Origin of the sequence: Dactylosporangium cerinum, assembly GCF_042653625.1 — a bacterium.
Classification (GTDB): domain Bacteria; phylum Actinomycetota; class Actinomycetes; order Mycobacteriales; family Micromonosporaceae; genus Dactylosporangium; species Dactylosporangium cerinum.
In genome coordinates, this window is the sequence record NZ_JBHSIU010000031.1 from 26422 (window position 1) to 33111 (window position 6690).

7 protein-coding genes and 1 pseudogene are annotated in these 6690 nt (G+C 68.6%); 5 read left to right on the plus strand and 3 right to left on the minus strand.

Annotated elements, in window-relative coordinates:
- Positions 1-158 precede the first annotated feature (158 nt).
- The 4 genes and pseudogenes from ACFPIJ_RS26120 (at position 159) to ACFPIJ_RS26135 (ending at position 3561) form a co-directional block, all read left to right on the plus strand.
- Positions 159-725: a GNAT family N-acetyltransferase gene (locus ACFPIJ_RS26120; protein ID WP_380118187.1), complete on the plus strand. Its 567-nt coding sequence runs from the start codon at positions 159-161 to the stop codon at positions 723-725.
- A pseudogene (locus ACFPIJ_RS26125) lies at positions 616-1562 on the plus strand (serine hydrolase domain-containing protein). The gene ACFPIJ_RS26120 and the pseudogene ACFPIJ_RS26125 overlap by 110 nt, the downstream one beginning before the upstream one ends.
- A 115-nt stretch (positions 1563-1677) precedes the next feature.
- A complete protein-coding gene (locus ACFPIJ_RS26130) occupies positions 1678-2757 on the plus strand; it encodes a hypothetical protein (RefSeq protein ID WP_380118190.1) in 1080 nt (359 codons plus the stop codon).
- 141 nt (positions 2758-2898) lie between these two features.
- Positions 2899-3561: a hypothetical protein gene (locus ACFPIJ_RS26135; protein WP_380118193.1), complete on the plus strand. Its 663-nt coding sequence runs from the start codon at positions 2899-2901 to the stop codon at positions 3559-3561.
- Between the two features lie 334 nt (positions 3562-3895).
- Here ACFPIJ_RS26135 and ACFPIJ_RS26140 read toward each other — a convergent pair whose 3' ends face one another.
- The 3 genes from ACFPIJ_RS26140 to ACFPIJ_RS26150 form a co-directional block, all read right to left on the minus strand.
- Positions 3896-4654: a hypothetical protein gene (locus tag ACFPIJ_RS26140; protein ID WP_380118196.1), complete on the minus strand. Its 759-nt coding sequence runs from the start codon at positions 4652-4654 to the stop codon at positions 3896-3898.
- 268 nt (positions 4655-4922) lie between these two features.
- Positions 4923-5381, minus strand: a complete 459-nt coding sequence (locus ACFPIJ_RS26145) for a hypothetical protein (protein ID WP_380118198.1) — start codon at positions 5379-5381, stop codon at positions 4923-4925.
- A 47-nt stretch (positions 5382-5428) separates the two neighbouring features.
- Positions 5429-5599, minus strand: a complete 171-nt coding sequence (locus ACFPIJ_RS26150) for a hypothetical protein (RefSeq protein WP_380118200.1) — start codon at positions 5597-5599, stop codon at positions 5429-5431.
- 347 nt (positions 5600-5946) lie between these two features.
- Between ACFPIJ_RS26150 and ACFPIJ_RS26155 the strand changes: the two genes are divergently transcribed.
- Complete coding sequence (locus ACFPIJ_RS26155) at positions 5947-6510, plus strand: ribonuclease HII (protein ID WP_380118202.1); 564 nt, start codon at positions 5947-5949, stop codon at positions 6508-6510.
- The last annotated feature ends 180 nt before the right edge of the window (positions 6511-6690 follow it).

Genomic DNA, 6690 nt, shown 5'->3' on the forward strand with positions numbered 1-6690 from the left:
CCTCCCTGCTCACCCCTAACACGAAGCTGCGCGCCACCCGTGTTGCACGACAGGGCGGAATCATCGCGGCCTACGGCCGACCGGTACTCTGCTCACCCGTCAGCGCTGGGCCGCGTCCGGCCACGCATACCGCGCTGGAGCGGGACCACGAGCACCTCATGCGCTGGTGCCGCGAGTTCGCCGCGGACGTCGGGGAGGCTGTCACGATTGACGCCGCTTCCTGGGCCGACACTCGCTTCGCCGAGAAACGCTGTACGTTCTGGGAGGCCCCGGACGGCACGCCCGTCTCCATGGCGGGCGTGAACCCGATGGTCGCCGGTCAGGTCCGGGTGGACCCCGTCTACACCCCGGCCCACCTGCGCGGCCACGGCTACGCGGGCGCCGTGACCGCCGAGGTGAGCAGAGCCGCGCTCGCCGAAGGCGCAACGGACATCGTCCTGTTCACGAACGCCGCCAACCCCACCAGCAGCGCCCTCTACCAACGCATCGGATTCGTCCCGATCGCCGACTGGGCCGCCTACGACTTCACGCCTACCGAGCCGGAGGCCAGTCAGGACGACCGGTGCCATGGACCCGAAAGCAGCCAAGATGTCCAATCTCCGCCACCGCACAGCCATGCTGATCGAACAGGCTCACTACACCACCGACCAACCGATCGTCGTCGGCATCCAGCAGCGTGCGGCACCACCAGTCTTCGTAGCCCACGGGTCGACTTCGACCGGTGAGCCGCTGACCGCCTCAACACCCGTCTACGCCGCATCCCTGACCAAACAGATCACCGCGGCCTGCGCCGCACTCCTCGTCGGCCAAGGCCGCCTGGACATGCATTCCACGCTCGCGCAATGGATGCCCGAACTGCCCAGTTGGGCGCACGCAATCCACCTGCGCCACCTCGTCCACCACATCGCGGGGCTGCCTGCCGACGACCGCATCGACACGCTCATCGACACCGATCACGACCGCACCACCGCCGGCATCATCGGAGCACTGGCCCGGTCAACGGAGGCCCCGAGCACCCCGGGCAGTCAATACCTGTACTCCAATGCCGGATACATCTGCCTGGCCGTCGCGGTCGAACGCGCGGCCGACCAGCCGCTGCCCGAGTTCGCCCGCGCGCGTGTTCGCGCCGCTGCGCATGAACGGCAGCCAGTATTGGCCCGGACCCACACCGCACCCGCCCGGGGCCGCACCACTCGCCGCTATCCCTCGGCGACGGCGGCATCTGGACGACCGCGCACGACCTGATCCGCTGGAATCAGGCCCTCGAAGCCGACGAACTGGGCATCTCGACGCTGCTGCACACACCCGGCACCCTCGACGACGGCACCACCCTCGACTACGCATGGGGCCTCGGCCTCCGGACCCACGCCGGGCGCCGCATCTACCGCCACGGCGGCGGCTGGCCCGGCCTGCGCAACCAACTCATCCGCATCCCCGACCAACGGTCCAGCCTCGTCATCCTCGCACTGGCCGACGACACAGATCGCAAGATAGGCCTCGCCAACGCCTTGCTCGACGAGCTCAATCCCACCGACCCGCAACTCGGAACTCAACATGATTGACGCATCGGCACCAGTCCTCACCGGTGGAGTCGGGGCGTGGGACGCACCGCCTACGTGGACGGCGCAGTTCGCCGCGGGCGGCGATGGCCGGCATTGATGGTTATAGTCACCGGCCATGGGGGACCGGTTGATGCATGCCCGACGGGTCGGGGCCGCCGTCGTGGCAGCGATCACCATGGTGATGGTCGGGGCCGGCTGCGGCGACACGAAGGGCAAGGAGGTGGTCTACCGCGACGTCGCCAAGGTGCTCGACCACAGCAACACGAAGCTGCCGGCCGCCGGTGACCCGGCGCCCTCGCTGGCCGGGCCGCACTTCGAGATCAGGCTCGCCGGTCGGCAGATCGGCACCCGCAGCCGCGAATTCGCCTTCTTCATGGGCGACCATGCCGCGACCGGCGTTGCGGCGGAAGGATTCGAGCTGGCCCTGATCCGGTTGGGGAGCTCCGGCATCGGCACCAATCCCGGGCAGGTCATCTGCCGAGTGAGTGCCGGTGCCACGGTCCTGCAGGTCCCGACCCCGTCCGGGTCCGGCTTCGACACGCTGTTCGCCATGGTCGTGCCGGTCGGTGCGCCGCTCACCCTCACCGTCACCGACGAAGGTCGTGCCCAGAGCCTCGACCTGCGGACCGGCGCGCTCGGCCCGGACGCCGCCGTCGAGTTCCAGCAGTCCACGGCGCAGCCGCTGTCCGGTTCCACCACCGTCACCGGCACGGTCACCGCGTTCGGCCAGAGCCGTCCGTACACGATCGTGCTGACCCCGATCACCGTCAGCCGGATCATCTACGACCCCGCGATGCACTGGGCACCGGCGGGCCGCGCCTGGCTGCGGATCTCGATGCGATTCACCTCGAACTCGCTCTACGTCGACGGCCAGCGGATCCGGATGCCGTTCTACCTGCTGCAGAGCCTGGATCTGCCGACCGCGCTGGTGTTCACGCTGCCCGACGGGACTCGGGTGCCGGCGATGGCCGGCACCTATGAGCAGGATCCGGTGTTCGCGCCCAAGGAACCGCTGTTGCACGGCAGCTTCGAGGTTCCGGCCGGGACCCGCGTCGGCACCGTCACGGTCGCCCTGGGCGGCACTGTGACCGCCACGCCTGGTGGCTCCGGCGACGGCCGCCCCGACCGCACCCAGCGCGTCCGCTACGCCCCCACGCCCGCGACGGTCTCCGTGGCCGTGGCACTACCTGCCTGACGGCGCGAGCGGCAGTGGTCGGGGCGCCGTCGCAGTTTCGACCCCCTGACGTTGGTCTTCGGCTACGTGGCGGTTTCCGCGCTGGACCGGCCACCCGGAATCGCCGTGGTCAGGCCCGCGAATTTCGTCGACAATCGATGCATGGGAGTACGGGGATTTCTCGCACAACTCGCCGGGCTCACGGCGACGGTCGCGCTGTTCTGGATACTGCACGAGCAGTTCGAGGGCCGTTCCGCGGCCCGGCCGGCGCTCGTGCTCGGCGGTGCGCTACTTGCCTGGTGGCTCCTGCGCTCGGCGTTCACCGGCGTCGAGTGGCGGGTGCGGCTCGGCCGGCTCGCCACGGGCCTGATCCTGAGCGGCGGCGCGGTGTACTACGGCCGGGCCCCGCTGCGGTTCGACGTCGTGCTGCTGGCGCTGGCAGTGGCAATGCTCGCCGCGCGGGCACTGTGGTACGGCAAGGTTCCCTGGCGCGCCCTGATCGCGCTGTGGCTGGTGCTCGCGGTCGCCGGCCGATATGTCGGTCAGGCGCTCGCGCTGGTGGTGTTCTGGGTGCCCGACCGGCTCATCGGCCTGGTCGACGGCGGGCTCGGCGTGCTCGTCGGCGTCGTGGTCTGGCCGCTGTGGGCGGCGGTGCTGGCGTTCACGCTGGGCGTCTATCAGACCTACACGCTCGTCCGCGAGCGCACACCCACAGCGTGTCGACCTCGTGGGGATACGGCCCGACCACGCACACCGACACCACGGAGAACTGGCAGGAGCGAGTGGTGCAGGGCCCACCACCGGCGACCCACCTCCGCCCGCTGACGACGCTGGGATACACGGCTGGCGGCTGGAACACCAACTCGTCGGGCGCTGGCAGCTTCACGTCGATGTCGACGACGTCGTGGTCGACCGGCCGGTGGCACCACCGGGGCCTGCAGTTCCCCCCGGCCTATGTGCCGGTGTGGGCGGCCTCGCTGACGATGTTCGTGGGAACCGGCAACACTCGCGGATCATGACCGCGCGGTGGTGGCGACGGCCACTCCCGGGTCCGTTCACGCTGCGTACAAGTGATCACGGACTCGCTCGGGCGCGAAGTGCTCGGATCTGCCGATGAGCGAGAATCGATCATGTTCATTGGGTCACGAACCTGCAGGTGCTACGCATTCCATAAAGCTGGGTCGTAGCGGTGGTTCTTGGCGCCTTTGGCCAGCACCGTCCGCAACTGTGAGAGGTGTTCGGTGTCGGCTGGAAGGTGCAGGCGCTCCAGCAGCGCGAGCGCGTCCGCCGGTTGCAGGTCGCCGTAGAGCTCGTGATAGCCGTCCAGCAGGCCGAGGAAGACCGCCGGGTGGAGTTCGGTGACGGTCGCGACGGCCTGGAAGATGTGGTGTTTGTGGGTCCAGCGGATCGTGCCGGAGTCTTCCAGCACGTGACGGGCACGGTGGTGCAGCGGACCGTGGGCCAGTTCAGGCAGGCGACCGTTCGTGGCGAGACGGCGTACCTCGTCGCCTAGCAACGCGGCGAATGCGGCCTCTGCGGTCCTGCCGAGGAACCAGTACGTTCGTAGGGACAGCCGCAGGTGCTCGATCGGATCGGCTGCCTCCAGACGGGTTCGACAGCCGGCCCAGAAGGCGTCGATGACCGCTGGGTCGTCGTGGTCGTGGACGTAGCCGTTCAAGAAGATCATCACCTGGAACGAACCCGTCAGGTCCAGCAGGCCCAGCGCGGTGTGAACACGCTGTACACCACTTGATTCGTCGTCGTCCAGGATGCTGTACGCGCCCACCAACGCCACGTCGTCGTTCGACATCTCCGTCACGCCGGGCGGCTCACGGTCCAGCCACCGACCGGGGCCGAGCGGTGTTATCCCTGCCCCGGCAAGCCATTGCAGGGCCAGGTCCGCATCCGAGGTACGCACTCCGCGGAGTGTGCACACGTCCAAGCCAGATGTCCATGGAATACACGGCAAGGCCAACATCCGCATCTGCCGCGGCGGGAGTTCCGGCGCTCATCACAGTTGGTGACGCACCGTAGTACACGGCTGATTTTCTATCCCCAACGCTTATCTTTGAGCCTGCGGGCGACCTCGTCCAGAGGGCCGCGGTGTCGGCCCACCCCGGCCGTCACCGCTTCCAGGCCTGGCAGCACGGCGAGTCCGACCATGCGGCCGATGAGCGCCCTCCCGATCAAGGATGAAGCTCGGTTGGCCGGCGTGCCTGCTCACGTGCGTGACCGGTCTCGTCCCGGCGCCCGATCCGGTCGCCGTCACCGGCGTAGAGGGCCAGGATCGCCAGAACACCCGCGGCCGCGGCCGGGAAGACGGCAGGCTCCGAGGTCAGCAGCCAGTTGCTCGAGTCGCCTCGCGCGTCGGCCCAGGTGCCGCCGGTGCTGACGCAGATCCGCAGCCGGGTTCCGGGGCTCAGGTCGAGGCCGTATCCGTACAGGCCGATCCGGGTTCCGTCGTCGAGCCGGACGGTGAGATGTTCCCTGCTCCCGCCCGTCACCGAGGCGACGGTACAGGTGCCCGTGCGCACGATGTCCATGCGGAGCCGGCCGCACAGCGCGGTGAGGCCGTAGGCTGCCGCCGCCATCAGTACGCCCGCAAGCAGCAGGCCGGCCCGCGCCGGAGTCGGACGAAACGGCATGAAGGTCGACGGACTCCAGCCTCGGGCGTGCCTGGCCATGTACTCCCTCAAGACTCCGAGGCGGCGGCGAGGGCCGTCAGCCGGTGGTCCGGCGTGCCGTGCCATGCGGCGAAGCCGGCCTGGAGGCGTTCGAGCTCCTGACAGGTGCCGATCCGGGCGCGGTGCTGGGGCTGTTCGGCGTAGTGACGGATGACGGGGGCAAGGAACGCCGAGTCCACGGCCAGATGGTACGGCGACAGGCGGAGGGTGCGCGTCCGACCGTCGGAGCGAGCAACCCCAGCGCCACGCCGAGCCCGCGGGGCTCGATCCGCCACGACAGCGGTTGCAGCACGAAGCTGTCGAAAACCCCCGCCCCGAACGCTCCCGCCCCGAGCACCGTGGCCAGGACCCTCACCGATACGGCCGACACCCGACGCAGCCTAGACATCCACCACGGCACCGGCGTCATCCAACCGGCCCGACATCCGCACATGCCGCGACCGGCGCGGTGCTGATCGCCGCAGCTCGCACGATGTAACGACGCATGACTGAAGCACCTACTTGACACTGCCAGCACGATGGAGGCGTGCTGACCGCTGGGATCGACGAGGTAGGTATGGGCTGTATTGCAGGACCGGTCTATGCCGCCGCAGTCGTGCTGCCCGCCGATCACGGCATCGTCGGCCTTCGCGATTCGAAGAGGATCAGTGCGGGCAAACGTGAACAGCTGGCCGTCCAGATCCGCCAACGCGCGCAGCTCTTCGCCGTTGCAAGCGCGTCCGTCGAGGAGATCGACACACTGAACATCCTGTCCGCGTCCTGGACTGCGATGGCGCGGGCTGTCGCCCTGTTGGACCCGCGGCCGACGCTGTGCCTCGTTGACGGCGCCCATGCCCCGAAGCTGGAGGTGGCCGAGGTAAGAGCGGTGCCTGGCGGTGACAGAACAGAGGAGGCGATCATGGCTGCCGCCATCCTGGCAAAGGTTGCCCGTGATGCTGAGATGGTTCGCTTGGACGCGCTGCACCCCGGCTATGGATTTGCCAAGAACAAGGGCTACGGCGCGTCGGCGATTGCGGCTCTGAACGCACTCGGTGTCTGCCGACCGCATCGCCGGACGTTTGCACCTGTCCGATCTCTCTTGAGTGGCTGACGGCGTACTGACCGCCCCAAGCTGCTCGCCGCCAACCTGATCTGCCGCGTCTGGTGCGCGAAGGCCAGCTGGAGTTCGTCACAGCGGGCGACCGGAGCTCCCGTCGTCGGTAGCCTGACATGCTTGATATGCAGGTAATCCTCCTTCACCTTCAGCATGTTGATGCTGGTAGGTCGGGCA